The 22,971-nt window shown below is 70.5% G+C and carries 24 protein-coding genes and 1 other RNA gene; 13 read left to right on the top strand and 12 right to left on the bottom strand.

The window, feature by feature from the left end; all coding sequences use genetic code 11:
* Nucleotides 1–67 precede the first annotated feature (67 nt).
* Together ACFFGE_RS09000 and ffs are read right to left on the bottom strand one after the other, a co-directional pair.
* Nucleotides 68–1,927 (bottom strand): DNA polymerase III subunit gamma/tau, encoded by a 1,860-nt coding sequence (locus tag ACFFGE_RS09000; RefSeq protein ID WP_376835989.1) that lies wholly within the window; start codon nucleotides 1,925–1,927, stop codon nucleotides 68–70.
* A gap of 250 nt (nucleotides 1,928–2,177) precedes the next feature.
* An RNA gene (gene ffs, locus ACFFGE_RS08995) (signal recognition particle sRNA small type) lies at nucleotides 2,178–2,271 on the bottom strand.
* Nucleotides 2,272–2,343: 72 nt separating this feature from the next.
* Here ffs and nudC point away from each other — a divergent pair.
* Together nudC and ACFFGE_RS08985 are read left to right on the top strand one after the other, a co-directional pair.
* A complete protein-coding gene (gene nudC / locus ACFFGE_RS08990; protein WP_376835988.1) occupies nucleotides 2,344–3,276 on the top strand; it encodes an NAD(+) diphosphatase in 933 nt (310 codons plus the stop codon).
* Between the two features lie 55 nt (nucleotides 3,277–3,331).
* Nucleotides 3,332–3,961, top strand: a complete 630-nt coding sequence (locus ACFFGE_RS08985) for a glutathione S-transferase family protein (protein ID WP_376835986.1) — start codon at nucleotides 3,332–3,334, stop codon at nucleotides 3,959–3,961.
* A 37-nt stretch (nucleotides 3,962–3,998) separates the two neighbouring features.
* Here ACFFGE_RS08985 and ACFFGE_RS08980 read toward each other — a convergent pair whose 3' ends face one another.
* From ACFFGE_RS08980 to ACFFGE_RS08960, 5 genes are all read right to left on the bottom strand, one after another.
* Nucleotides 3,999–4,787 (bottom strand): molybdopterin-dependent oxidoreductase, encoded by a 789-nt coding sequence (locus tag ACFFGE_RS08980; protein WP_376835985.1) that lies wholly within the window; start codon nucleotides 4,785–4,787, stop codon nucleotides 3,999–4,001.
* Nucleotides 4,784–5,569, bottom strand: a complete 786-nt coding sequence (locus ACFFGE_RS08975; RefSeq protein WP_376835984.1) for a cytochrome b/b6 domain-containing protein — start codon at nucleotides 5,567–5,569, stop codon at nucleotides 4,784–4,786. Before ACFFGE_RS08975 ends, ACFFGE_RS08980 begins: the two co-directional genes overlap by 4 nt.
* 64 nt (nucleotides 5,570–5,633) lie before the next feature.
* Nucleotides 5,634–6,101: a nucleoside-triphosphatase gene (locus ACFFGE_RS08970; protein ID WP_376835983.1), complete on the bottom strand. Its 468-nt coding sequence runs from the start codon at nucleotides 6,099–6,101 to the stop codon at nucleotides 5,634–5,636.
* Nucleotides 6,102–6,106: 5 nt separating this feature from the next.
* Nucleotides 6,107–6,547 (bottom strand): cell wall hydrolase, encoded by a 441-nt coding sequence (locus ACFFGE_RS08965; RefSeq protein ID WP_376835982.1) that lies wholly within the window; start codon nucleotides 6,545–6,547, stop codon nucleotides 6,107–6,109.
* 57 nt (nucleotides 6,548–6,604) lie between these two features.
* The gene (locus tag ACFFGE_RS08960; RefSeq protein WP_376835981.1) at nucleotides 6,605–6,799 is read right to left on the bottom strand and encodes a Trm112 family protein; all 195 of its coding nucleotides are present in this window, start codon (nucleotides 6,797–6,799) and stop codon (nucleotides 6,605–6,607) included.
* A 208-nt stretch (nucleotides 6,800–7,007) separates the two neighbouring features.
* On the opposite strand from ACFFGE_RS08960, the gene gcrA reads away from it, so the two are divergent.
* Nucleotides 7,008–7,523 (top strand): cell cycle sigma 70 cofactor GcrA, encoded by a 516-nt coding sequence (gene gcrA / locus ACFFGE_RS08955; RefSeq protein WP_376835980.1) that lies wholly within the window; start codon nucleotides 7,008–7,010, stop codon nucleotides 7,521–7,523.
* A 127-nt stretch (nucleotides 7,524–7,650) separates the two neighbouring features.
* Here gcrA and ACFFGE_RS08950 read toward each other — a convergent pair whose 3' ends face one another.
* The 5 genes from ACFFGE_RS08950 to ACFFGE_RS08930 all read right to left on the bottom strand — a co-directional run bounded on the left by ACFFGE_RS08950 (nucleotide 7,651) and on the right by ACFFGE_RS08930 (nucleotide 13,009).
* Entirely contained in the window at nucleotides 7,651–9,693 is a 2,043-nt protein-coding gene (locus ACFFGE_RS08950) for a TonB-dependent receptor plug domain-containing protein (RefSeq protein WP_376835979.1), read from the bottom strand.
* A gap of 118 nt (nucleotides 9,694–9,811) precedes the next feature.
* Nucleotides 9,812–11,242 carry a metalloprotease TldD gene (tldD, locus tag ACFFGE_RS08945; RefSeq protein ID WP_376835978.1) on the bottom strand — a complete coding sequence of 477 codons (1,431 nt, stop codon included), beginning with the start codon at nucleotides 11,240–11,242 and terminating at the stop codon, nucleotides 9,812–9,814.
* A 31-nt stretch (nucleotides 11,243–11,273) separates the two neighbouring features.
* The gene (locus ACFFGE_RS08940; RefSeq protein WP_376835977.1) at nucleotides 11,274–12,056 is read right to left on the bottom strand and encodes a GIN domain-containing protein; all 783 of its coding nucleotides are present in this window, start codon (nucleotides 12,054–12,056) and stop codon (nucleotides 11,274–11,276) included.
* A gap of 3 nt (nucleotides 12,057–12,059) precedes the next feature.
* Nucleotides 12,060–12,638, bottom strand: a complete 579-nt coding sequence (locus ACFFGE_RS08935) for a DUF1700 domain-containing protein (RefSeq protein WP_376835976.1) — start codon at nucleotides 12,636–12,638, stop codon at nucleotides 12,060–12,062.
* Nucleotides 12,635–13,009: a PadR family transcriptional regulator gene (locus tag ACFFGE_RS08930; RefSeq protein WP_376835974.1), complete on the bottom strand. Its 375-nt coding sequence runs from the start codon at nucleotides 13,007–13,009 to the stop codon at nucleotides 12,635–12,637. The genes ACFFGE_RS08935 and ACFFGE_RS08930 overlap by 4 nt, the downstream gene beginning before the upstream one ends.
* A 241-nt stretch (nucleotides 13,010–13,250) precedes the next feature.
* Between ACFFGE_RS08930 and coxB the strand changes: the two genes are divergently transcribed.
* From coxB to ACFFGE_RS08880, 10 genes are all read left to right on the top strand, one after another.
* Nucleotides 13,251–14,267, top strand: coding sequence for a cytochrome c oxidase subunit II (gene coxB / locus ACFFGE_RS08925; RefSeq protein WP_376835972.1), 1,017 nt, complete (start codon nucleotides 13,251–13,253; stop codon nucleotides 14,265–14,267).
* A gap of 40 nt (nucleotides 14,268–14,307) precedes the next feature.
* Nucleotides 14,308–15,969: a cytochrome c oxidase subunit I gene (gene ctaD, locus ACFFGE_RS08920; protein WP_376835971.1), complete on the top strand. Its 1,662-nt coding sequence runs from the start codon at nucleotides 14,308–14,310 to the stop codon at nucleotides 15,967–15,969.
* 97 nt (nucleotides 15,970–16,066) lie between these two features.
* Nucleotides 16,067–17,047: a heme o synthase gene (locus ACFFGE_RS08915; RefSeq protein WP_376835970.1), complete on the top strand. Its 981-nt coding sequence runs from the start codon at nucleotides 16,067–16,069 to the stop codon at nucleotides 17,045–17,047.
* Nucleotides 17,038–17,169, top strand: coding sequence for a cytochrome c oxidase system small membrane protein (locus ACFFGE_RS08910; RefSeq protein ID WP_376835969.1), 132 nt, complete (start codon nucleotides 17,038–17,040; stop codon nucleotides 17,167–17,169). Before ACFFGE_RS08915 ends, ACFFGE_RS08910 begins: the two co-directional genes overlap by 10 nt.
* Nucleotides 17,170–17,174: 5 nt before the next feature.
* Nucleotides 17,175–17,720: a cytochrome c oxidase assembly protein gene (locus tag ACFFGE_RS08905; RefSeq protein ID WP_376835967.1), complete on the top strand. Its 546-nt coding sequence runs from the start codon at nucleotides 17,175–17,177 to the stop codon at nucleotides 17,718–17,720.
* A gap of 85 nt (nucleotides 17,721–17,805) precedes the next feature.
* Nucleotides 17,806–18,672, top strand: a complete 867-nt coding sequence (locus ACFFGE_RS08900) for a cytochrome c oxidase subunit 3 (protein WP_376835965.1) — start codon at nucleotides 17,806–17,808, stop codon at nucleotides 18,670–18,672.
* A 14-nt stretch (nucleotides 18,673–18,686) separates the two neighbouring features.
* Entirely contained in the window at nucleotides 18,687–19,379 is a 693-nt protein-coding gene (locus ACFFGE_RS08895) for an SURF1 family protein (protein ID WP_376835964.1), read from the top strand.
* A 2-nt stretch (nucleotides 19,380–19,381) separates the two neighbouring features.
* The gene (locus tag ACFFGE_RS08890; protein WP_376836155.1) at nucleotides 19,382–20,653 is read left to right on the top strand and encodes a M16 family metallopeptidase; all 1,272 of its coding nucleotides are present in this window, start codon (nucleotides 19,382–19,384) and stop codon (nucleotides 20,651–20,653) included.
* Nucleotides 20,654–20,671: 18 nt separating this feature from the next.
* The gene (locus tag ACFFGE_RS08885) at nucleotides 20,672–21,298 is read left to right on the top strand and encodes a GNAT family N-acetyltransferase (protein WP_376835962.1); all 627 of its coding nucleotides are present in this window, start codon (nucleotides 20,672–20,674) and stop codon (nucleotides 21,296–21,298) included.
* Between the two features lie 5 nt (nucleotides 21,299–21,303).
* Nucleotides 21,304–22,971, top strand: coding sequence for a putative bifunctional diguanylate cyclase/phosphodiesterase (locus ACFFGE_RS08880; protein ID WP_376835961.1), 1,668 nt, complete (start codon nucleotides 21,304–21,306; stop codon nucleotides 22,969–22,971).

The raw sequence follows: 22,971 nt of genomic DNA, 5'->3' as shown, positions 1-22,971 counted from the left end.
GAGGGGCGGCGTCGCGCGCGCTTAAAGGACCAACGCCCGCCCGATGCAAGGGCGGGATTGGGGCGGGTCAGTCCTCGTCCGCGGGCTCGTCCGGGATTTCAGGCAGTTCGACGACCGGGGCGGTGATCCGCACCTCGCCGATCTGGGCGCCGGGGAAGGTCTGCAGGACCGCCTGGACGAACGGGTCGGCCTCGATCGCGGCGCGCTCGGCGGCCTTGGCCTTCTTCTCCTGCTCGATCAGGGTCTCGCCGCCGCCCGAGCCGTTGGCGGCGATCAGCCAGGTGCGGCCGGTCCACTCCTTCAGCCGCGACGACAGCCGCCGGGCCAGGTCCGCCGGGGCGCCGGGGGCGGGTTCGAACACGATCGCGCCGGGCTTGAACGACACCGGACGCACGAAGCGCTGCACGTCCAGCTGCAGCGAGATGTCCCGCCGCTCGCCGATCAGGGCGACCACGGCCTCGAAGCTCTGGGGGTCGGGCTGGGCCGGAGCGGCCGCGGGCCGGGGCTGAACGGCCTGGGCGGTCGCGCCGCCGCCGGAAGCGCTGGATCCGCCGCCGCCGCCGCGCGCGGGGCCGGAGCCGGAACCGCCCGGCAGGGGGCGGCCGTCCCTCAGCGCCTTCAGCGCCTCCTCCGGGCCGGGCAGGTCGGCGGCGTAGGCGAGCCGGATCAGCAGCATCTCCACCGCATCCGCCGGGTTGGGCGCGCGGCGCGTCTCGTCCAGCCCCTTCAGCAGCATCTGCCAGGCGCGCGACAGGGTGGCGGCCGACAGCGACGCGCCCAGCGCCGCCAGCGTCCGGGCCTGGTCGTTCGGCAGCCGGGTCGCCTGGGGCCCCAGCATCTTGGCGACCGAGGCGGCGTGGCAGTGCTCCAGCAGGTCGCCCACAACCTGAACCGGGTCGGCGCCGAAGCCGTACAGCTGGCGGAACCCGTCCAGCGCCTCGTTGGTGCGGCCGGCCATGACCGCCTCGAACAGGGCGATGGTCTGGGCCCGGTCGGCGAGGCCCAGCATGTCGCGCACGACGTCGGCCTTGACCGTCTCGCCGCGCTCGGCCTGGACCAGAGCCTGATCGAGCAGGGAAAGGCCGTCCCGCACCGATCCCTCGGCGGCGCGGGCGATCAGGGCCAGGGCCTCGGCCTCGATCCGCATGCCTTCCTTCTCGGCCACCCGGTTCAGGTGCTCGCTCAGCACCTCCGGCTCGACCCGACGCAGGTCAAAGCGCTGGCAGCGGCTGAGGATCGTCACCGGGACCTTGCGGATCTCGGTGGTGGCGAAGATGAACTTGGCGTGGGGCGGCGGCTCCTCCAGCGTCTTCAGCAGGGCGTTGAACGCCTGCGTCGACAGCATGTGGACCTCGTCCAGCACATAGACCTTGTAGCGGGCCTCGACCGGCGCGTAGCGCACGCTGTCCAGGATTTCGCGGATGTCGTTGACGCCGGTGTGGCTGGCGGCGTCCATCTCCATGACGTCCATGTGCTGGCCCGCCATGATGGCCGCGTCGTGCCGCCCGTCGGGCGTCAGGGCCAGGGACGGCCGGTCGATCACGTCCGTCTCGTTGTTCAGGGCGCGGGCCAGGAGCCGCGCCGTGGTCGTCTTGCCGACCCCCCGCACGCCCGTGAGCATGAAGGCGTGGGCGATGCGGCCGGTGGCGAAGGCGTTGGTCAGGGTGCGCACCATCGCCTCCTGCCCGATCAGGTCCTCGAAGGTGCGCGGCCGGTACTTGCGGGCCAGGACCTGATAGGCCGCGCCGTCGTCGGCGGGCGAGGCCGTGCTGGGGGCGCTCACGGGAAGGGGCGCTTCGGCGGTCGCCGCTTCGACCAAAGGGGGCGCCCCGAACATGTCGTCGGTGTTGGGATCGCGCTCCGCCTCGGACGACGCATCGTCCTCCGCCCAGGGCGGATCGCCGGAATCAAGATCGACGTGGCTCATGGGCGGACGTTAGCGCGGAGGGGGGCGCACGCGCGACTCCAAACAGGGCGGTCCGTCTCCTCCCCCGCACTGCGGGGGAGGGGGACCCTGCGCAGCAGGGTGGAGGGGGCGAGTTCAAGCGCCGGCGCTCGCGGTCGCCCCCTCCACCGCTTCGCGGTCCCCCCCCCCATACGCTGCGCTATGGGGGAGGAAACACGCCCTCAAGCAGCGAGGCGCCGCGCGCCGAGCGATAGGGCAAGCAAAATGTCAGGAAGGTGGAGACCGCGACCCGAAGGGGAATTCGTTGTGGCTGCTGCCTTCCGGCCCTGACCAGGTTGGCGAAGCCTTCGCCCGCGATCTCCGCTCGGGGATATGCGCCGCCGGCCCGGTGAAATCAAGCCGCTCCCCCTCGGCCCGCGGGCGCGGTATCAGGCGGCATGCTCGGCCAGGCCCACACCTTCTTTTCCGGCAACCCGCTCGATCGGGCGGGGGATCGCAGGAACGACCCGGAGTGGCTGGCGACGCAGGAAGACAACGCCGAGGCCCTGTCGCTGGTCCTGTGGCAGGGTCGGCCGCTGGTGGAGGCGACGGCGGACGGGCCCCGGCTGGCGTGGCTGGCCTATCCCCACGCGCGCGACGTGGCGCCCGATCGCCGGGCGTTCCTGGGCCTGTGGAAGGAGGCGCCGGTCTTCGCCGTCGAGGTGGAGGGGGCGGACGATCCGGCGTTCGGTCCGCTGGAGGGGCTGGGCGAGTTTCACGAGTTGCGCGCGGCGGCCTCGGTCCTGCCGGAGCGGGACCTGGCCATGGCGGGGATGGCCAGGAGCCTGTTCGACTGGCGTCGCCGACACGGCTTCTGCGCCAACTGCGGGGCGGCGACGGCCGACGCCTCGGGGGGCTGGAAACGGATCTGCCCCATCTGCGCCACGGAGCATTTCCCGCGCGTCGATCCGGTGACCATCATGCTGCCGGTGTTCTCGGGCGGACCGGAGCCGCTGTGTCTGCTCGGGCGGCAGGCCGCCTGGCCGCCCGGCCGGATGTCGGCCCTGGCGGGCTTTCTGGAGCCCGGCGAGTCCGTCGAGGAGGGCTGCGCCCGCGAGATCGCCGAGGAGGCCGGCCTGGCCGTCACCCGCGTGCGCTATCACTCCAGCCAGCCCTGGCCGTTCCCGTCCCAGCTGATGATCGGCCTGATCGCGGAGGTGTCGGACGATCAGGCCCGACCTGATCAGACCGAGCTGGAGGCGGTCGCCTGGTTGACGAGGGCCGAGGCGCGCGCGGCGCTGGAGGGGGCTCATCCGACGATCCTGGCGCCGCCGCCGTTCGCGATCGCGCATACCCTGCTAAGCGCCTGGGTCGAGGGTTTCGACATCTGAGCTTGCGCAGGCGCGCGTTCCGTTTATGTTCTGACGCAAGGGAAGGGAGCCCCGCATGTCCGACGAGATGGTCTTCTACACCCACCCGTGGTCGCGCGGCCGGATCGCGCGCTGGATGCTGGAGGAGGTCGGGGCCGACTATCGCGTCGAGACGCTGGAGTACGGCGGCTCCATGAAGGCGCCTGACTATCTGGCGATCAATCCGATGGGAAAGGTGCCGGCCATTGTCCATCGCGGCGTCGTCGTCACCGAGTGCGCCGCGATCTGCGCCTATCTCGCCGACGCCTTCCCGTCCGCCGGGCTGGCGCCGGCGGTGGGCGATCCAGCGCGTGGGACGTATCTGCGCTGGATGTTCTTCGCCGCCGGCCCCCTGGAGGCGGCGGTGACGGCCAAGAGCCTGGGCCTGCTCGCGCCGCCGGAGAAGGCTGGGCAGGCGGGCTACGGCAGCTATGAGGACACGGTGGCGGCGCTGGAGCAGGCGGTGTCCGGCGACGGCTTCATCTGCGGCGAACGGTTCACGGCGGCCGACGTCTATGTCGGCAGCCAGATCGGCTGGGGCCTGCAGTTCGGCACCGTGCCGGATCGGCCCGCGTTCGCCGCCTACTTCGACCGCATAAAGGACCGCCCGGCGCGGGTGAGGGCGGGGGAGCTGGACGACGCCCTGGCGGCGGCGCTGAAGGGGTGATTTCCCGCGCCCTCACGAGGGGGAGGACATCAACGCCTCAGATCCCGGCGTACCATTGATAGCCGCGGTCGGGCCAGTAGCCCCCGTTGCCGCCCTCGATATGGTCGAAGCTCTCCACCGCCTCGATGCGGCGGATGTATTTGGCGTGCTTGTAGCCGATCTGGCGCTCCACCCTGAGCCTGAGCGGCGCGCCGTGGGGCACGGGCAGGACCTGGTCGTTCATGTCGTAGGCCAGGATGGTCTGGGGATGGAAGGCGTCCACGAGGTCGATGCTCTCGTAGTAGCGCGGCCCGTCCTCCTGCTGGTTCAGGGCGTCGTAGCAGTAGAAGACGATGTACTTCGCCTCGGGCCTCAGGCCCGCCTCCTCGAGGATCGCCGACAGCTTGGCGCCCGTCCATTTGCCGATCGAGGTCCAGCCCTCGACGCAGTCGTGCTTGGTGATCTGGGTGCGGCTGGGGCGCGCCCGCAGCTCGGCGAGCGACAGGCTCAGGGGCCGCTCGACAAGCCCTCCGACCTCCAGCCGATAGTCCGCGAAGCCGCCGTCGCGCAGGGCGACGTAATCAGAGGCCATCGGGTTGGTGGAGCCGTTCGGCTTGAAGTCCGGCGAGATCTCATGCTCGGCGTATTCGGGCGCCAGGGCCTCGCGCGGCAGGATCAGCCGCTGAGCGCGATAGGTCAGGCCGTGCGCCATCCGCAGCGCCTGCTGGACGACCGGATTGTGGGTGACGCTGTCACAGGCGGCGACGAACGCCGACCCGGCCACCGCGAAGGCCCCGCTCAGCCACCGACGCCGGTTCAGCCCGGACTTCTCCACCACGTCTCTCATCGGTGATCCTTCGGTTCCGACGGCTCGATCACGAACCAGCCGGTGATCATCGCCCGCATGTTGTTGACGAAGCCGGTCCAGACCACGAGGCCGACGTGCACCACGATGAAGCCGACGATGAGCGCGCCGGCGATGAAGTGCAGGGTCCGCGCCGACTGCCGCCCGCCCATGAGGTCGAGCAGGACGCCGCCGATCGCGTTGAACCCCGGCGACATCGACAGGCCGGTGATCAGCATCATCGGCAGGACGACCACGATCATGAAGGCGTAGGTCATCTTCTGAAGCACGTTGTAGGTCCGCGCCTCGTCGTCCTTGGGGAAGTGGAAACGGGCGTGCTCCTTCACCGAGGGCCAGAAGTTCCCGAGGTCCTCGCGGGTCGGCCAGATGCGGGTCTGGAAGCGGCGCTTGGCCAGCGTCCAGATCAGATAGACCAGGCCGTTGATGACGAAGACCCAGGCGAAGAAGAAATGCCAGTCGCGGGCGCGGGCGAGGTCGCGTCCCTGGGGGATCATGGTCCAGGCGGGAATGGTTTCGAAGCTCACCCACGGATCGGCGAAGGTGGAGCGCAGGCCCCAGTACAGATGCGGATGGGCGGCCAGGATGTTCAGTCCGCTCATGATCAGGATCACGACGGCCGCGACGTTGATCCAGTGGGTGACCCGAACCAGCGGCGGGTGACGGTAGGTGTCGGTGCGGCCGCCCTCGAGCGGACGGTCGGCGTGGCGATCAGCCTCGCGCGGGGCTGCCGCGAGGTCATCGTCGGGAACGGGGGCTGCGGTCATCAGGCGTCTCCGGCCGGGGTCGCTACGCCACTTGCGCGAAGCGTCTCACGGTCCAGCTCGCCGATCAATCCAGGTGCGGCTCGAAGGCGATCTCGCCCCGGCCGAACCGCGCCGCCGCCGCCGCCTCCAGGCCGGTCCTGACCAGAAGGACGAGCCGCACGGGCTCCGGGACGTCGTCGATCAGGGCCGCGAACCCTTCGCCGCGCATCTCCAGCGGCCCGACCTCGTCGATCACCACGGCCTCCGCCCCGCTCGCCACGGCCTGGCGGACGCGCGCCTCGGCCCAGTCGAAGGCGGCCTTGCGGAAGCGGAAGCGACCGATCTCGACGGCGGGCTCGCCGTCGGCCACCGGCTCCTTGGGCGTCTCGTCGCCGGTCCACAGGTCGTGGAAGCGCCGCCCCTGCCGCGACTTCAGCGCCAGCACGCCGCCGACGCGGCGTCCCGCCTCGGCCTGGACGCGCGCCCATTCCCCGGCGAGGCGCGTCTTGCCGCCGCCGATCTCGCCGTGAAGGATCAGCGTGCCCCCCGCCACGCGGATCAGCCGCCGTTCTCAAGCGCCAGCCGGCCGACGCGGCACCGCTCCGTGTCGCCGCGACGACAGGCCTCCGAGACCTCGCGCCAGAGCGCCATCCGCCGCTGATGCTCAGCCTCGTGCCGCGCCAGCTCCGCCTCATAGGCCTGGCGGTCGGCCTCGGCCTTGGCTTCGGTCTCGGCGACGCTGCGCTGATAGGCCTCCAGTTCGGCCTCATAGGATTGCCGCTGATCGGTGGCGGCGGCCTTCTCGGCCTGGGCGGCCAGATCGTTCTGGGCGACGATCTCGGCGTTCAGGGCCGCCGTGGTGCGGAGCTCGGCCGGATCCTGCTCGGCATCGGCGGCGGGTGCGTCGGGCTCGCCGCGCAGAAGGTCGGCGACCGGGTCCTGGGCCGCGACCGGCGCGGCGATCAGGAGGGAAAGGGCGATCAGGCTGACGGTCTTCATCGTCGATCTCCTTGGTGGGCCATGCCGACCGAACGCGCGGACCGGCGTCGCGGCTGCTCAGTCCAGCTTGCGCGCCTCGTCGACCAGCATGATCGGGACGCCGTCGCGGATCGGATAGGCCAGCCGGGCCCCCTTCGACACCAGCTCCTGGCGCTGACGGTCGTAGGTCAGCGGGCCGCGCGACACCGGGCAGACCAGCACCTCGAGCAGGCGCGGATCGACGGCGGCGGGGGTCTGGAAGGTGTCGGACACGGCGGCTCTCCGAAGGCGTCTCGGAGACTTAGCAAATCCCGGCCGGTCCGCCACCGGCGTCCTTCGACGAATCTACATCTGGTTTCTGTGGACAGCCCAGGCGCCACATGTTGCGCCAATTTACGCCTGGTTTACGATTAGTTGTGGCTGGCGCGGCAGAGATCATCCGCCAGACGCAATATCTTGAATCCCTGTGGCGGAGGGCGGCATGTCTCTAGGTTGGACCGAGGAACGGGTCGGGGCGCTGAAGAAGCTCTGGCTCGAAGGGCAGTCGGCGAGCCAGATCGCCAAGGCGCTAGGCGGGGGCGTCACCCGCAACGCCGTGATCGGCAAGGTGCACCGCCTCGGCCTGTCCGGGCGCGCCGCGCCGTCGCAGCCCGTCCGGGCGACCTTCCGCACCCCGCGTCCCCGCCCGCAGCCGAGCGCCCAGCCGAGCGCGCCCCGCCGCATCGAGGCCGCGCAGCCGCGCCCGGCCGCGCCGGTGCAGCCGAGCCCCGTTCCGATGCCGGACCTGCCCGGCACCGCGACGGTGCTGACGCTGGGGGCCCATATGTGCAAGTGGCCGATCGGCGATCCCAGCTCGGACGGCTTCAGCTTCTGCGGCCGCCGCGCGGCCGAGGGCGTCTACTGCGTCGAGCACGCCCGCGTGGCCTACCAGCCCCAGGCCAAGAAGGGGAAGGACGGCGCCTCTGAGCTGGCCCGCTCGCTGCGCCGCTACATCTGAGCGTCGCGATCCCGTCATGAACGCCCTCTAGAGGGCTGCGCGCCACGCCGCCGCCTGTTCGCGGGCGGCGGCCTCCGGGCGGGGCTGCGGTTCTCCGGGTTGACGCAGCCCCTGCCTCGTTCCGCCGTCAGAAGGTCTTGCGGACACGCACCTGCAGGAAGGTGCGCGGGTCGATCTGGCGATCCTCGGTGAAGGCGATCGCCCGCACGGTCCGGTCGGCGTAGACGTCGCGGAAGGTGTCGAAGTCGTCCCAGATGTTCAGCTGCGCCCGGATCGCCCAGCTGGCGGTCGGCTTGTACTCCGCCCACAGCTCGAAATAGTCCCGCCCTCGGAAGCCCGAGGTCTGGTCCGGGTCGTATGTCGTCTCGCCCAGCTTGGGAATCCACGCCCCGCCCCACTGCAGCCGCCAGCTCTCGATGTCCTGCTGGACCGAGATCACGGCCTGGCTGCGGCGCAGGCCGGAGATGGGACGCGACTCGCCGGTCGTGGGGTCGGTCACCTCCGAGTGGTTCCAGGTGTTGCGGAAGCCGAACTGTCCGCCGGTGAAGCCGGCCCAGTCCATCGGCAGGATCACGTTCACCGCCAGCTGGTCCAGCGTGCCGTCGCCGATGTTGCCGACCGCCGACAGGCCGTTGGGCAGGGGGATGCGGTCGATGACGTCGCTGATCTCGTCGTGGCGATAGGTCAGGGAGACGATGCCGTCGTCCAGGAAGCGGCGCTCGAAGGCGACTTCGCTGATCCAGCGCTGGTCGGGCTCCAGATCGACGTTGCCGCCGAACACGTTCTCGTCCTCCAGTTCGGCCGAGGCGGCGAAGTCGCCGAAGTCCAGCTGGCCCACGTCGCGTTCGAAGCGCAGGCGGAACTGGGTGCGGTCCATCGGCGTCCAGGTCGCCACGATCCGCGGCTTGGCGTAGTAGAAGGTCTCCTCGGTGTCGGCGTCGCCCGACTGGCTGATGGTGGAGGCCTCCAGCCTCAGCCCGCCTTCCAGAGTCAGATTGGAGCGGGGACGCCAGGTCGTCTTGCCGAAGGCCTCGCCCCGCGTCTCCTCCACCTTGATCTGGTCCGACGGCAGCGGGATCGGCGTTCCGCCAACGGAGAAGGCCTGATCGACCTCCAGCATGTTGTAGGCCACTTCGCCGCCGAGCTCGAAGCTGAGGGTGGAGCTGCGCTCGTACTGCACGAGGGAGCGCAGGATCGTCTCGCTGAACTCGCCCTGCGACGCGAAGCGCTGCTCCGGCGACTGCACGCCGCCTTCGAGGTTGTTGTTCGTGGACTCGTTCTCGAAGTCGCCGAACTCGTGGATGAAGCGGGTCTCGCTGCTCAGGCCCTGACGCAGGTCGCGGGTGTAGACCGCGCCGAACTCGCCGGACGATCCGTCCTCGCCGTATTCGCTTTCGCGCAGGACCCCGTTGGAGCTGAGGCGGGTGTAGGAGTTCCAGTCGTTGACGCCGTAGCGCGCGGTCAGGTCGATCTTGCCGCCGAACAGCGGCCCGGCGTAGTTGCCGCGCACGCCCGAGCTGCCGCCGTAGTTCTGGTTGGTGAAGTCCTCCACCCGGGTGATCGCGCCGGTCCCGTCCCGCCGGATCGAGATCCCCGGCCCGTTGGCGTCGCTGATGCCCACGCCGTCCGACAGGGTCACGCCCCAGCTGCGGTCGCCCGAGCGCGCGGTGAACCGGTAGCTGCCGGCCGCCAGGTCCTGACCGTCGCCCTCGAACTGGAAGGTGGTGTACTCCAGCACCTGCTCGCGGCTGGCCTCGGTCTTGAGGATGACGTTCACCACGACGGCGTAGCCCTGCATGTCGATGCCGGGGGCGCCGCCGCGGATCAGCTCGATCCGCTCCACCTGGCGCGCCAAGGTGCGGCTGAGCACCGACGATCCGCTGTCGTTCTTGGAGGCCGGCCGGGCCCCGTTCACCAGCACGTTGCCGACCGCGCCCTCGAAGCCTCGGCTGCCGTCGCCGTCCTGGACCGAGAATCCGGGGATGCGCTGGACCATGTCCAGGGCGGTGTTCGGTCGCTGCGCCGCGAAGAAGTCGGGCGTGAAGGTCAGCACGCCCTGGCCGCCGTCGGCAGCCGCCGGGGCCGGCGCGGCGGCCTGGGCCAGCGCCTGGGGCGCGGCGAGCATCAGGGCGGCGGCGGCCGCGGTGGTGATCAGCGACGTCTTCGTCACGACGGGAACTCCCTCTCCTCTTGTGGAGGCAGAGGTGCCCGCCGCCGCTTGCCGGAACCAGTTACAAGCCGGACAGGTGGATTAAACTTCCGACAGCATTACAAGGCGGTAAGCCCGATCAGACCGCTGTCCCGCCGACCGTCAGCCCTCGGATCTTCAGGCTGGGCTGGCCGATGCCGACGGGCACGCCCTGGCCGGCCTTGCCGCAGACGCCGATCCCGGGGTCGAAGGCGAAGTCGTCGCCGATCATCTCCACGCCCTGAAGCGCGGTGGCGCCGTCGCCGATCAGGGTCGCCCCCTTGACCGGCGCGGTGATGCGCCCGTCCTCGATGAGGTAAGCCTCGGTGCATTGGAAGACGAACTTGCCCGACACGATGTCGACCTGGCCGCCGCCGAAGTTGACCGCGTAGAGCCCGCGCCTGGTGGAGGCGATCATGTCGGCCAGGCTGGCGTCGCCGCCCTCCATGAAGGTGTTGGTCATGCGCGGCATCGGCAGGTGGGCGTAGGACTGGCGCCGCCCGTTGCCGGTGGCGCGCTGGTCCAGCTGCCGCGCGCTCAGCCGGTCGTGCATCAGTCCGACCATGATCCCGTCCTCGATCAGCACGGTGCGCGAGGTGGGCGTGCCCTCGTCGTCGACGTTCAGCGAGCCGCGCCGACCGGCGATGGAGCCGTCATCGACGACCGTGACGCCGGGGGCGGCCACCCGCTTGCCCATCATGCCGGTGAAGGCCGAGGACCCCTTGCGGTGGAAGTCGCCCTCGAAGCCGTGGCCGATCGCCTCGTGAAGGAGCACGCCGGGCCAGCCCGGTCCCAGCACCACGTCCATCTCGCCGGCCGGGCAGTCGACGGCGTCCAGATTGGTGGTCGCCTGGCGCAGCGCCTCGTCCACCTGCGCGCGCCAGCGGTCCGGGGCGATCCAGGTCTCGAAGCCGGCGCGACCGCCGGCCCCGGCGCCCGCGCTCTCGCGGCGGCCGTCGCGCTCGACGGTGACGGAGACGTTCAGGCGCACCAGCGGGCGGGCGTCTCGCACATGGCGGCCGTCGGCCCGCAGGATCTCCACCTGGCGCCGCTCGCCGGCGATGGCGGCTGAGACCTGCACCACGCGCGGGTCTTTGCCCCGGGCGTAGGCGTCGATCTCCTGCAGCAGGGCGATCTTGTCCGAGAAGCTCGGCGCGGCGAGGGGATCGACCTCGTCATACAGTTTCTGATTGGTGGCGCGGGGCGCCTCAGCCTGGACGCCGGAGCGGCCCTGTTTGGCCAGGCCGGCGCCGTCGGCGGCGCGGCGGAGCGCCTGAAGGCTGATCTCGTTGGCGTGGGCGTAGCCGGCGGTCTCGCCCGACACGACCCGGAGGCCGAAGCCCTCGCCGGAATCATAGGCCGCCGACTTCAGCCGGCCGTCGTCGAAGAGGAGGGACTCGCTCTCGGTCCGCTCCAGGAACAGTTCGCCGTCGTCGGCGCCGTGCAGCGCGGTCCGGATGACGTCCAGGGCCTCGTCCCGGGAGACGTCGGCGGCGGCGAGGAGGTCGGGCGGGGCGGCGTGAAGGGTCATGAGCCTCATTTAGGCGCCCCGCCCGCGTTCGTCATCCGTCGATCCAGATGTCGCCCGAGCCGGAGACGCTGGAGTTCAGGCTCGCCGGCTGGCGGCGCAGGCGGATGTCGCCCGAGCCCGAGACGGCGGCGGCGACCTGGCCGGTGGGGGCCGCGTCGATGTCGCCGGAGCCGGAGATGCTGAGGTCGGCGTCGCGCGCCTCCAGACCCTCCAGTTCGGCCTCGCCGGAGCCGGCGATGTCGACCTCCAGCCGCTCGGTCCGACCCGTGGCGCGGACCTCGCCGGAGCCGGCGATGCGGAGGTCGAGCGAGGGCTGATCATAACCCTGGATGTCCAGGTCGGCTGAGCCGTTGATCTCCACGTCGCGGACCGCCGGCGCGGTGACGGTCACCTTGACCCCGTCCAGCGAGCTCCAGCCGGTGATGCCGTTCGGCCCCCAGCGCAGGGTGACGCTCTCGGGCGCGTCGTCGTCGAAGGAGATGCGGGCCCCGTCGATGCGGATTCGATCGACGACCGCCTGCGGACCCTCGATCCGGACCGTGGCCGCATCGCCCTGGACGTAGGTCACGTCGAAGGGAGCGTCGAGGATCAGGCGCTCGCCGCCGGTGAAGGCCTCGGTGCGGGTCACGGCCGGCCCGCGATCGACGGCCTCGCCCCGGCGGATGCGGACGCCGTCGTCCGAGGCGGTTTCGGTGAAGGTCCAGGTTCCGCCGTTGCGGGCCAGGTCGGAGCCCCCGAGGGCGGCGGCCCCCGCCAGGCTGCCGACGGCCAGGACGGTCGCGCCGCCGGCGATGATGAACAGGGTGCGGATCATGGATCAGGCCCTCCCTTGGGCTTGCGGCTCGATGGCCGGCTTCAAGAGGCGATAGTGGAGGCGGGCGAACCAGACGATGCCGTTCACCAGCCAGATGGTCACGATGGTCAGGAGCGCGCCCACGGCGGTCGCGCCGGCCATCAGGCCCAGGCCCGCGAGCAGGGCCGCGAAGGGACCGCCCGGCGGGGCGACGAAGGGACCGACCGCGAAGACGAAGCCGCCGGCGACGAAGGTGGCGATCACCGCGACCAGAACCCCGAACAGGGCCCCCAGCACGCCCATCAGGATGGGCAGCAGGATCAGGATGTCGATCGCGCCGAGCCCCAGCACCGCGAAGACGGCGGCGGCGGCGGCCGACGGATTCTTCTCGGTCTCCCACCGGCGCATGCCCGCCTCGGCGCGCAGTTCGCGGGCCAGCCGGTCGGGATCGCCCAGGGCGGCGGAGACCTCGGCCTCGCTGCGGCCCGCGGCCAGACCGTCCTCGAAGTGCGCCTCATAGTCGGCGGCGAGGTCGTTGATGGTGGCGGCGGGCAGGCCCGACAGGCCCGCGCGCAGCCGGTTCATGAAGTCGGATCGGGTCATTGGGCGTCTCCTGCGGGCACGGGGTCTTCGGACGTCGCGACGGGGGCTCCGCGGCCGGCCAGGATGTCCTCCACGGCGCGAGCGAAGCGGGTCCATTCGCGGGACTGGGCCTCGAGGCTGTCGCGGCCGGCGGCGGTCAGCCGATAGTATTTGCGCGAGGGCCCAGAGGGCGATTCGACCAGATAGGTCTCGACCAGGCCGTCGGCCTGCAGCCGCCGCATCAGCGGGTAGATGGTGCCCTCGCCCATGTCGATGTCGTGGGCGAGGCGGCTGGCGATCTCGTAGGCGTAGCTGTCGCCCCTGGCCAGGAAGGCCAGAACGCACAGGTTCAGCACGCCCTTCTTCAGTTGGATTTCAATGGTGTCAGGCACGGGGCCCTCCTTTCGGATGGCCATCGTCTACCGCAAGGTATCTTGCGTCACAAGGTATCTGGCGAAGCATGAAAGAGATTTAATGAAGCCGCACCGACATGCTGCGTCGCGGTGCGGCATCCCGCGACGCCGCCATCGCTTGGCAAGCGCAAGGCAAGCCGATATGGACCCGCCGAGCGTGGGGTCTTTCGCCCCGCCAGGCGTAGGTCGCGGCCCCCGCAGGGCGAAGCCGCAGAATGGAATGAGGACTTCGATGGGCATGGGCATGCGAGCGAAGGCGATGTTCGCCTCGGCCGCACTGGCGATCGGTTCGGCCTTCGCCGCCGCGCCGGCTTGGGCGCAGGACCTGGCCGGGCAGCCGACTCCGGGCGGGATCGGCCTGCAGTCCAGCTTCTCGCCGCTGAAGCACGACGCGACCTGGTTCCACAATGTCATCCTGATGCCGATCATCACGGTGATCTGCCTCCTGGTGCTCGGCCTGCTGATCTGGGTGGTGGTCCGCTACAACAAGCGCGCCAATCCGACGCCCGCCCGCTGGAGCCACAACACGGCCATCGAGATCGTCTGGACGGTCGTGCCGGTGCTGGTGCTGGTGTTCATCTCCCTGTTCTCGTTCCGGCTGCTGTTCGCCTACGACGACATGCCGGAGCCGGACCTGACCGTTAAGGCCGTCGGCAACCAGTGGAACTGGGGCTACGAGTATCCCGACCAGGGCATCAGCGAATACATCTCCAACATGCTGCCGGAAGACGAGGCGCGGGCGCGCAACGTTCCGTACCGCCTCGCCGCGGACGAGGCGATGGTCGTGCCGGTCGGCCAGACCGTGCGGGTGCTGGTGACGGCGTCCGACGTGATCCACTCGTTCGCCCTGCCGGCGTTCGGCCTGAAGACCGACGCCATCCCCGGCCGCATCAACGAGACCTGGTTCCGCGCCGAACGCGTCGGCACCTATTACGGTCAGTGCTCGGAGCTGTGCGGCGTCGACCACGCCTTCATGCCGATCGAGATCCGCGTGGTGACCCAGGCCGAGTTCGACGCCTGGGTGCTGTCGAAGGGCGGCTCCCTGACCCCGGCCTCCGCCGAGGCGGCCCCCGGCGGCACCGCGGCCCAGGTCGCGGCGGGCACGACCGGGGCGCCCACCGCCGCTGAAGCCGGCGCGCCGGCCGCCGCGACGGTCAGCCCGACCGAGGGCGCGACCCAGCCGCCCGCCGCCACCGCTCCCGCCGCGCCGGCGCCCGCCGCCGCGGCCGCCCAATAACGTTCGCCCAGTAACTTCCGCGAAGAGCCGAAAGACGACCATGGCCACCGCATCCGCGACCGCTGATCACGCCCACGCCGATCACGACCACAAGCCGGGCTTCTTCACCCGCTGGTTCCTGTCCACGAACCACAAGGACATCGGCACGCTCTATCTGATCTTCGCCATCATGGCCGGGATCGTGGGCGGCGCCCTGTCCGGCCTGATCCGCTGGGAGCTGGCCGAGCCGGGCATCCAGATCTTCCGCGAAGGCTCGATCATCCAGCAGCTGGGCATCGTCGAGGCGTCCAAGCACGGCTACAACGTCACCGTCACCGCCCACGCCCTGATCATGATCTTCTTCATGGTCATGCCGGCGATGATCGGCGGCTTCGGCAACTGGTTCGTGCCGATCATGATCGGGGCGCCGGACATGGCCTTCCCGCGCATGAACAACATCTCGTTCTGGCTCTTGGTGTCGGCCTGGGTGCTGCTGGTTCTGTCGATGTTCGTGGACGGCGGACCGGGCCAGGGCTTCGGCGGCGGCTGGACCATCTATCCGCCGCTCTCAACCAACGGACACACCGGGCCGGCGATGGACCTGGCGATCTTCTCGCTGCACGTGGCGGGCGCCTCGTCGATCCTGGGCGCCATCAACTTCATCACCACCATCTTCAACATGCGCGCGCCGGGCATGACGCTGCACCGCATGCCGCTTTTCGCCTGGTCGGTGCTGGTCACCGCCTTCCTGCTGCTGCTGTCGCTGCCGGTCCTGGCGGGCGCCATCACCATGCTGCTGACCGACCGCAACTTCGGCACCAGCTTCTTCGACCCCGCCGGCGGCGGCGACCCGGTGATGTTCCAGCACCTGTTCTGGTTCTTCGGCCACCCCGAGGTGTACATCCTGATCCTGCCGGGCTTCGGCATCATCAGCCACATCGTCTCGACCTTCTCCAAGAAGCCGGTGTTCGGCTACCTGGCGATGGCCTACGCCATGGTCGCGATCGGCTTCATCGGCTTCATCGTGTGGGCCCACCACATGTACACGGTCGGCATGCCCATCAATCTGCGCGCCTATTTCGTGGCCGCGACGATGATCATCGCCGTGCCGACGGGCGTGAAGATCTTCAGCTGGATCGCCACCATGTGGGGCGGCTCCATCGACTTCAAGACGCCCATGCTTTGGGCGATCGGCTTCATCTTCCTGTTCACCGTCGGCGGCGTGACCGGCGTGGTGCTGTCCAACGCGGGCATCGACTACAGCCTGCACGACACCTACTACGTGGTGGCGCACTTCCACTATGTGCTGTCGCTGGGCGCGGTGTTCGCCATCTTCGCGGGCTTCTACTACTGGTTCGAGAAGATGTTCGGCGTGAAGTACAACGAGTTTCTCGGCGCCGCCCACTTCTGGATCATGTTCATCGGCGTGAACGTGATCTTCTTCCCGCAGCACTTCCTGGGTCTGCAGGGGATGCCGCGCCGCTACATCGACTATCCGGAGGCCTACACCCTCTGGAACCAGGTCTCCTCGTGGGGCTACGCCATCACCATCGTGGGCGTGGTCGTCTTCCTGGTGGTGCTGATCGAGGCCGCGATCCGTCGTCGCGCCGGGGTGGCCAACCCCTGGGGCGAGGGCGCCACGACGCTGGAGTGGACGCTCAGCTCGCCGCCGCCGCACCACCAGTTCAACGAACTGCCCGTGGTGAAGGCCGACCGCCACTGACGGCCGGGCCCGCGACGCCGGGCCGCGATCGCCGGGGCCGCTCTTCGATGCGAAGGGCGGCCCCTTTTCCTTTCAGCCGTGGTATTGGCGCTCGCCCATGACCCCAGCCGACACCCCCGCCCTGTCGACGGCCCAGCCGGAAGACTTCTTCCAGCTGCTGAAGCCGCGCGTCATGTCGCTGGTGGTGTTCACGGCCGCGACTGGGCTGATCGCGGCGGGCGGCGATATTCACCCCGTCAACGCGGCGCTGGCGGTGCTGTGCATCGCGGTCGGCGCCGGCGCCGCCGGGGCGCTGAACATGGCCCTTGAGGGGTCGACCGACGCCCTGATGCGGCGCACGCGCGGGCGGCCGGTGGCGGCGGGCCGGGTTCGGTCGGGCGACGCCCTGGCGTTCGGGGTCGTGCTGTCGGTGTTCTCGATCATGCTTCTGGGCATGGCGACCAACTGGCTGGCGGGGGGGCTGCTCGGCCTGACCATCGTCTACTACGCCGGCCTCTACACCCTGATCCTGAAACGCCGTACGCCCCAGAACATCGTCATCGGCGGCGCGGCCGGGGCCTTTCCGCCGGTGATCGGCTGGGCCGCCGCGACTGGCGAGGCCCCGTGGCAGGCGTGGCTGCTGTTCCTGATCATCTTCCTCTGGACGCCGCCGCACAGCTGGGCGCTGGCGCTCTATTCGGCCGGCGACTATGCGCGGGCGGGCATCCCCATGATGCCGGTGGCGCGAGGCGCGGCCCACACCCGCCTTCTCGTGTGGATCTACAGCCTGGTCTTCGTTCCGGTCGCGGTCCTGCCGGGCGTCGTCGGGCCGGGGGGACTGGCCTATCTGATCGTCTCCGCCATCGGCGGCGCGGCCTTCCTCGCGCTGGCCTTCAGGCTGTGGCGTTCGCGCGCGGGCGATCAGCCGGACAAGGCCGAGGCGGTGGGGCGCGAGGCCGCATTGTATGACGTGCGCAAAGAGGCGAAACCGGCCCGTGACCTGTTCGCCTATTCGATCCTTTACCTGATGGTCCTGTTCGCGGTCCTTCTGATCGAATCCCTGCCCGCTTCTCCGATCGTGTGCCCCACATGCGCCTGACCCCCGACCAACTCGCCGCCCGCAAGCGCCGCAACCTGGCCATCGCGCTGGGGCTCGTGGCCTTCATGGTGCTGGTGTTCCTGACCACCGTCCTGCGCCTGCAGGCGAACGTCGCGGGCTGAGGGCCATGGCGAACAAGAATCTCATCGCCCTGATCTGCGCCGGGGTGGTCATGCTGATGACGGGCGCCGCCTTCGCCGCCGTGCCGCTCTATCAGCTGTTCTGTCAGGTCACCGGCTTCGACGGGACCACCATGCGCGCGGACAGGCCGTCGGACGTGGTGCTGGAGGACACGGTGCTGGTCCGGTTCGACACCAATGTGCGCGGCGGCCTGCCGATGGCGTTCCGCGCCGAGCAGACGACCCAGAGAGTGCGCATCGGCGAGACCGGCCTGGCCTATTTCGACGTCACCAACACGTCGGACCAGCCGATCGGGGCCACGGCCGCCTACAACGTCGTGCCCGAGAAGGCCGGGCCCTATTTCCAGAAGCTGCAGTGCTTCTGCTTCGAGGGCCAGGTGATCCAGCCCGGCGAAACGAAGCAGTTCCCGGTCCAGTACTTCGTGGCGCCCGAGCTGGCGACGGATCGAGAGGGGCGCGGCGTCAAGGAAATCACCCTCAGCTACACCTTCTATCCGACCCAGGACTTCGACGCCGCGACGGCGGGCGCCTGAGCCTCGTCCTGACCACTGGCGCGGCCGCAACGGCGGCGCTATAGCCTGCCCGACCACGCTTGTTCGACCTCGAGAGACGCTCCCGATGGCCCACGCCGCTCCGCACCACGACTACCACCTGGTCGATCCGTCGCCCTGGCCGCTGGTCGCCTCGATCGCGACGACGGTGATGATGATCGGCGCGGTGGTGTGGATGAAGGGGCTGTTCGGCCTGTCCGGTCCGGGCGTCTTCGCCGCCGGCTTCGCGGGCGTGCTCTATTCGATGTTCGGCTGGTGGGCCGACGTCATCAAGGAAAGCCGCAAGGGCGACCACACGCCGGTCGTGTCCATCGGCCTGCGCTACGGGATGGTGCTGTTCATCGCCTCGGAGGTGATGTTCTTCGCGGCATTCTTCTGGATGTTCTTCGAGATGTCCCTCTTCAACGAGGTGCGCACCCTGACGCCGGAGATCGGCAACTGGGCCGACACGGCCACGGCCTGGTCCAGCTGGCCGCCCCAAGGGGTGGAGACGCTGGACGCCTGGTCGCTGCCGCTTCTGAACACCTTCATCCTGCTGCTGTCCGGCACCACGGTGACCTGGGCCCACCACGCGCTCCAGGTCGGCGACCGCAAGGGCGCGCGCCTCGGGCTGATCCTCACGGTGGCGCTGGGCGCGCTGTTCACGGCGGTGCAAGCCTATGAATATTATCACATTATCCACGAAAACCTGTTCTTCAACGAAGAGGCGCTGAACTCGGGGCTGTACGGCTCGGTGTTCTTCATGGCGACCGGCTTCCACGGGTTCCACGTGCTGATCGGCACCCTCTTCCTGACGGTCTGCCTGTTCCGCCTGCTGGCGGGCCAGTTCACGCCCGAGAAGCACTTCGGCTTCGAGGCGGCGGCCTGGTACTGGCACTTCGTGGACGTGGTCTGGCTGTTCCTGTTCGCCTTCGTCTACGTCATCTTCGGCTGAGGCGGGGCGGCCCGGTGCGCCGCTTCCCGTGGGTCCTCACGGTCCTGACCGTCGCGGCGCTGGCGCTGCTGATCGCGCTGGGGACGTGGCAGGTGCGCCGCCTGGCCTGGAAGGAAGGGCTGATCGCGGCCGCGGACGCGGCCGCCGCGGCTCCCCCGGCCCCGCTCGCCGAGGTGCTCGCCGGGCCGGCGCCCGAGTTCCGACGCGTCGTCGCCGACTGTCCCGGACTGGCCTCGGCCCCCTATGTCGAACTTCAGTCCATCGATGAAGGCCGCGCCGGATCGCGGCTCGTCTCGCTCTGCGTGTTCGATCCCTCCCGACCGCCGATCCTCGTCGACCGGGGCTTCGTCGCGGACACGGTCTCGGCTCGCCCCCCGGTCGGGCGGGCCGAGGCGCCGACCCGGATCGAAGGCGTGCTCCGCGAGCCCGGGGGCCCGAGCCCCCTGACCCCGGGGCCCGCCGACGGACGCTTCTTCGCCCGGGACGCTGAGGCCATGGCCGAGGCGCTGGGGCGCGACGGTCCCGTCCAGCCCCTGACCCTGTTCGCCACCGTCTCGAGCAACCCGGACTGGGCGGCGCTGGAGCCCTCGGCCCCGCCGGCCGCCTTCTCGAACAATCACCTGGGCTATGCGATGACCTGGTTCGGACTGGCGATCGTGCTTCTGGGTTTCTACATCGCTCTGCTTCGACGCCGCCTGAAAGGCTGACCCTGACCGCCCCCATCCACACCCTGTCCAACGGCCTGCGGGTCGTGGCCGATCCGCTCCCGGGCGTGCGCACCTTCGCCCTGACCCTCGCCGTCGAGGGCGGCGCCCGGTTCGAGGACGAACGCCGCTCGGGCTGGTCGCACTTCCTCGAGCATCTGGTGTTCAAGGGCGCCGGCGACATGAGCGCCCGCGACATCGTCGAGCGGATCGAGGGCGAGGGCGGCACGATCAACGCCGCCACCGGCTATGAGCGCACCAGCTTCGAGGTTCGTGCGCTCGCCCACTCGCTGCCGCTCGCGGTGCGGGTGGTGGCCGAACTCGTCCGCCGCCCGACCCTGGACGAGGCGGAGATCGTCCGGGAGAAGGACGTCGTGGCCCAGGAGATCGCCGAGGCGTTCGACACGCCCGACGACCACGTCTTTGAAATGGCCCAGGCGCGCGCCTTCGAGGGCCAGGCGCTGGGGCGACCGATCCTCGGCTCGGTCGACAGCCTTCAGCCGATCGATCGCGCCGCGCTGGCGGCCTGGGCGGGGCGTCTGTACTCGCCCGACCGGATGGTGCTGGCGGCGTCCGGCGCGGTGGACCCCGATCAGCTCGTCGCCCTGGCCGAGGCGGCGTTCGGGGACGCGGTCAGCCAACCGACCGTGCGACCGGAACCGGCCCGCTTCCAGGGCGGCGCGGCGACCCTGTCGCGACGGATCGAGCAGGCCAACCTGGTGTTCCAGCTGCCCGCCGCCGACGCCCACGACCCGATCCTGCCGGCCCAGCGCCTGTTCGTGGAGATCCTGGGCGGCGGCATGGCCTCGCGCCTGTTCCAGAGCGCGCGTGAGGCGCGCGGCCTGGCCTACGCCATCGACGCCTACGGCGAGACCTATGAGGACGCCGGCGTGCTCGGCGTGTTCGCCGGGGCCTCGGCCGACCGCGCGGCCGAGCTGGCGGAGCTGACCGCCGCCGAGATCGTCGGCCTGGCCGAGCGGGGACCGACGGACGCCGAGCTGGCGCGCGCCAAGGCGGTGCTGTCGGCCGGGCTGTTCATGTCGGACGAGAGCCTGGCCGCCCGCGCCGGCCGGCTGGCGGTCCAGACCCTGATCTACGGCGCGCCCGTGGCCACGGAGACCACGGACGCGCGGCTGCGGGCCCCAGGCGCCTCCGAGGTGGCGGAGGCCGGTCGCCGGATGTTGTCGGCGGGCCGGGCGGCGGCTGCCGTGCTGGGGCCCCGCGCCGCCGGGCCCGCCGCGCGCGCCTTCGAGCGGGCCCTGTTCGCGGCCGCCTGAGACCGATAGGGTCACGCCATGGCCCTTCTGGACTGGATGCAGGAGCCCGCAGGTCCCGTGGTCCGCGCGGAGCGGATCACCCTGCGCCCGCCGCGCCTGTCCGATCACGCGGCGTGGGCTGAGCTGAGGGCGGAGTCACGCGACTATTTGCAGCCGTGGGAGCCCACCTGGCCGGCCGACGACCTGAGCCGCGCCGCCTTCCGCCGTCGGCTGGGCGTCTACGTCCGCGAGATGGAGCTGCAGAACGCCTTTCCCTTCTTCGTCTTCCCCACGGAGCCGGACGGCCGCGAGGGGCCGCTGGCGGGGGCGATCACCCTGTCCAACATCCGGCGCGGCGTCGCGGAGACCGGCCAGCTGGGCTACTGGATCGGCGAGCGCTTCGCCGGCCGGGGACTGGCGACGGCGGCGGTGCGGGCGATCGCGGGCTTCGCCTTCGGCCAGCTGAAGCTCCACCGGCTCGAGGCGGCCTGCGTGCCGGAGAACGACCGGTCGCGCCGGGTGCTGGAGAAGGCGGGCTTCACCCACGAGGGCCGGGCCCGCGCTTATCTCAAAATTAACGGCGGATGGGCAGATCATCTGCTGTTCGGCCTCGTCGAGGACGAATACGCAGCGGGCGGCCGACGTCCGTCCGGGGAAGGCGCGTAGTTCCAGTGACGGCAAGGTCCAGACCCCAGGCTTGGGACGCGGCGAGCGCCATCGAGGCCCTGGCCGCCGCCGACACCGCGCTGTGGGTCTGGGATCCCGCCGCGGACTCCCTGAGGTTCAACGGCGCCACCCGGCCGCTGGGGCTCAGCCCCCTGGCGCCCGAATGCTCCGCCGCCGCCTTCATCGCCGTGACCCTGCCCCAGGACCGATCCCTGGCGGAAACCCTGCTGAAGCCCCAGCCCGAGGGGACGCCGGTGTCCTGCCGCATCCGCATGCGCGGGGCGGAGGCCGGCGTGTGGCGCGGCGTCTGGCTGGAGGACGGGCTGCGCGCCGCCGGGGTGGTGGCGCTGGAGGCCGGCTTCGTCACCGCGGACCGAGATTCCTTGACCGGACTGTTCGATCGCCGCAGCTTCCTGACCAAGGTCGGCGAGGCCATGATCGAGGCGGGCGAGTACGACCTGGTCGTCGCCGACCTGGACCGCATGCGGCGTCTGAACGAGGCGCTGGGCCACGCCCGCGCCGACCTGGTGCTGTCGGCGCTGGGGTCGCGGCTGTCGGCCGCCTTCTCGAACCGCGCCATTCCCGCCCGCGTGGGCGAGGACGAGTTCGCGGTGCTGGTGCCGAACGGCGGCGTTTCGGCCACCCACCGCCTGAGGGAGGCGCTGGAGCAGCCCCTCTCCATCGCCGGCTTCGACATCTATCCGACCGTCTCCATCGGCGCGGTGCGCGCCGACGGCGGTCCGGACGCCGCGGACCCGTCGGAATTGCTGCGCCGCGCGGAACTGGCGGTCGAGCAGGCCAAGCGCGCCGGGCGCGGCGGGGCGGCGGCCTACGGCCGGGCGCTGGAGACCGACAGCCTGTCGCGGCTGGCGATGGAATCGGACCTGCGCAACGCCTTCGTGCGCGGCGAGATCGAGCCCTATTTCCAGCCGATCGTGAACCTGCACACGGGGGCGGTCGCGGGCTTCGAGGCCCTGGCCCGTTGGCGTCACCCGCGCCGAGGGCTGGTGCCCCCGGACGAGTTCCTGTCGCTGACGGCCGAGATGGGCCTGATGAACGACCTGGGGCTGCACATGATGCGGCGCTCGGCCAAGCAGCTGGCCGAATGGCTGGCGCGCCATCCGTCGGCCGGCCGCCTGTTCTGCAGCGTCAACCTGTCGGTCGGCGAGATCGAACGGGACCATCTGGTCGAGGACGTCGCCCGCATCATCACCGAGTCGAGGCTGCCGCGTGGCGCCCTGAAGCTGGAGGTGACCGAGGGCGACATCATGCGTGACACCACCCTGGCCGCCGACGTGCTCGGCCGGCTGAAGGAGGTGGGGGCGTCCCTGGCGCTCGACGACTTCGGCACCGGCTTCTCGTCCCTGTCCTACCTGGCGCGCCTGCCGTTCGACACCCTGAAGATCGACCGCTACTTCGTGCTGACGATGGACAAGGACGAGGGCTCCGAGAAGATCGTCAAGTCGGTGGTCAACCTGGGTCGCGACCTCTCGCTGGAGGTGGTCGCCGAAGGGGTCGAGAACGCCGACCTCGCCAAGCGCCTGCTTCAGGCCAGCTGCCATTACGGCCAGGGATTCGGCTATGCGCCCGCCCTGCCGGCGCAGGAGGCCGAGGTCTATCTGAACGAGTCGCTGGCCGACGGGGCCGCGCCGATCAAGGCGCGCTCGGCCTAG

Source organism: Brevundimonas balnearis (genome assembly GCF_042434805.1).
Classification (GTDB): Bacteria; Pseudomonadota; Alphaproteobacteria; order Caulobacterales; family Caulobacteraceae; genus Brevundimonas; species Brevundimonas balnearis.
Note: the sequence above shows the minus strand (reverse complement) of the source record. Positions and strands in the feature narration are given on the sequence as shown.

Coding starts and splice junctions, on each gene's coding strand:
- ACFFGE_RS08965 (WP_376835982.1), bottom strand. CDS start 6,547: ATGAAGACCGTCAGCCTGATCGCCCTTTCCCTCCTGATCGCCGCGCCG.
- ACFFGE_RS08985 (WP_376835986.1), top strand. CDS start 3,332: ATGTCCGACGAGATGGTCTTCTACACCCACCCGTGGTCGCGCGGCCGG.
- ACFFGE_RS09000 (WP_376835989.1), bottom strand. CDS start 1,927: ATGAGCCACGTCGATCTTGATTCCGGCGATCCGCCCTGGGCGGAGGAC.
- ACFFGE_RS08980 (WP_376835985.1), bottom strand. CDS start 4,787: ATGAGAGACGTGGTGGAGAAGTCCGGGCTGAACCGGCGTCGGTGGCTG.
- ACFFGE_RS08885 (WP_376835962.1), top strand. CDS start 20,672: ATGGCCCTTCTGGACTGGATGCAGGAGCCCGCAGGTCCCGTGGTCCGC.
- ACFFGE_RS08910 (WP_376835969.1), top strand. CDS start 17,038: ATGCGCCTGACCCCCGACCAACTCGCCGCCCGCAAGCGCCGCAACCTG.
- ACFFGE_RS08915 (WP_376835970.1), top strand. CDS start 16,067: ATGACCCCAGCCGACACCCCCGCCCTGTCGACGGCCCAGCCGGAAGAC.
- nudC (WP_376835988.1), top strand. CDS start 2,344: ATGCTCGGCCAGGCCCACACCTTCTTTTCCGGCAACCCGCTCGATCGG.
- tldD (WP_376835978.1), bottom strand. CDS start 11,242: ATGACCCTTCACGCCGCCCCGCCCGACCTCCTCGCCGCCGCCGACGTC.
- ACFFGE_RS08935 (WP_376835976.1), bottom strand. CDS start 12,638: ATGACCCGATCCGACTTCATGAACCGGCTGCGCGCGGGCCTGTCGGGC.
- ACFFGE_RS08975 (WP_376835984.1), bottom strand. CDS start 5,569: ATGACCGCAGCCCCCGTTCCCGACGATGACCTCGCGGCAGCCCCGCGC.
- coxB (WP_376835972.1), top strand. CDS start 13,251: ATGAGGACTTCGATGGGCATGGGCATGCGAGCGAAGGCGATGTTCGCC.
- ACFFGE_RS08900 (WP_376835965.1), top strand. CDS start 17,806: ATGGCCCACGCCGCTCCGCACCACGACTACCACCTGGTCGATCCGTCG.
- ACFFGE_RS08905 (WP_376835967.1), top strand. CDS start 17,175: ATGGCGAACAAGAATCTCATCGCCCTGATCTGCGCCGGGGTGGTCATG.
- gcrA (WP_376835980.1), top strand. CDS start 7,008: ATGTCTCTAGGTTGGACCGAGGAACGGGTCGGGGCGCTGAAGAAGCTC.
- ACFFGE_RS08940 (WP_376835977.1), bottom strand. CDS start 12,056: ATGATCCGCACCCTGTTCATCATCGCCGGCGGCGCGACCGTCCTGGCC.
- ctaD (WP_376835971.1), top strand. CDS start 14,308: ATGGCCACCGCATCCGCGACCGCTGATCACGCCCACGCCGATCACGAC.